The 1,206-nt window shown below is 61.0% G+C and carries 2 protein-coding genes; both read right to left on the reverse strand.

The window, feature by feature from the left end:
- Positions 1 to 299: 299 nt before the first annotated feature.
- A complete protein-coding gene (locus tag CWO89_RS44355) occupies positions 300 to 914 on the reverse strand; it encodes a cell envelope biogenesis protein TolA (RefSeq protein WP_130584402.1) in 615 nt (204 codons plus the stop codon).
- Positions 915 to 973: 59 nt separating this feature from the next.
- A partial coding sequence (locus CWO89_RS47405) for a hypothetical protein (RefSeq protein WP_207234716.1) occupies positions 974 to 1,206 on the reverse strand: 233 nt, incomplete at its 5' end.

A 1,206-nucleotide genomic window follows, 5' to 3' on the forward strand; every position in this document is an offset into this window, starting at 1 on the left:
CCCTGGCCGAAATCGAGTATCGCGCAAAGTCGGCCGAGGGAAAGGTCCGGCATCCGTTCTTCCGGGGCCTGCGGGAGGACCTTTGATGGATGCATTCGATCGTTTCTGACAATGGGCGGACAAGCCACCGGAAAGTTTGCTGATGATCCCGGCCGGGGCCGTCATGGAGCTCGCTCCTGCGGACCGACGGGACCGCGCCGCGGTGAACCAAGCCGCAATTCACGTACAGATCCCGACCGATGAATACTAAGGCGACCGCGAGCCTTCACGCGCGGATGCCGCGAACCAAGAACCGCTAACTAGCCCCGTGCGCGGCGCAGCGCAGCTTCCAATCGCGCCTTCTCTTTATCCCAGCGCGTTTCTTCGGCCTGCGACCTTTTCTCGAGAACCTCGACCTCGGCCTGGATGGCCGCGGCCTGTTTCGCGTGCTCCTGCTCGGCCTTATCAAACGCAGCCTGCGCCTTGTCGACCGCCTGCTGACGGCGGGCGCGTTCCTTCTGCCTGGCTGCCTCTTCCTTCGCTCGTTCAAGCGCGCGGCGCCTCTCTTCCCGTTGGTAGTCCAATGCGCCCTTTCGCTCCGCAGCCTTGTCCACGGGGCGAGAGGAAGCCTTCTTCGCCTTTGAGCCTTTCGACTCGCGAGCCGCTTTCGTTGGTTTGCCGCCGCCGAGATCGGTGGGAAGCTCGGCATGTTCTTTGAAAGATCCGTCGGATCCGACCGGGCGCCTGAGCACGACGCCAGGCCTTTCCATAGTCCCTGCGACGACGTCTGGATCGTCGCTTTCCTTCGCTGCACCCTGATGAAATAGATTGCTGTCTGCGCCCCACGCTTCCAGCGCCGCTTTCATGGAGGGAGCAGCTATCGCCAGATCGAAGAAGCCCAGCGAAGTCTGGTAGGTTTTCAGTTTTCTCGCCATGAGACGCTTCCCCGCACTGCCCAACCCACCGGCCGCCGCCATGCGATCAGCCGTGCTGCCTACCGCACGAGTAGAGAACTTCCAAAGCGGGTGAACAGAGCGGCCAGCCCGGGAAATATCTCGGCGCATTCGACTTGTCGAACCGAGCTCCCCCCGGCAGAAGGAATTTCTGACGCCGACTGCCGGTGATTGAGGCCGAAGCTGGTTTCCAAACCGCAGCGGAGTTCGGCATATCGTATCTTTAGGTCGATGAAATACCTATAAATTTGTACCTTTGCCGCTAAACTAGTGG

This window comes from Bradyrhizobium sp. Leo170 (assembly GCF_004296405.1).
GTDB lineage: Bacteria > Pseudomonadota > Alphaproteobacteria > Rhizobiales > Xanthobacteraceae > Bradyrhizobium.

What these genes read in the sequence shown, in the direction of transcription:
- CWO89_RS44355 (WP_130584402.1), bottom strand. Translation starts at nt 914, where the DNA reads ATGGCGAGAAAACTGAAAACCTACCAGACTTCGCTGGGCTTCTTCGAT.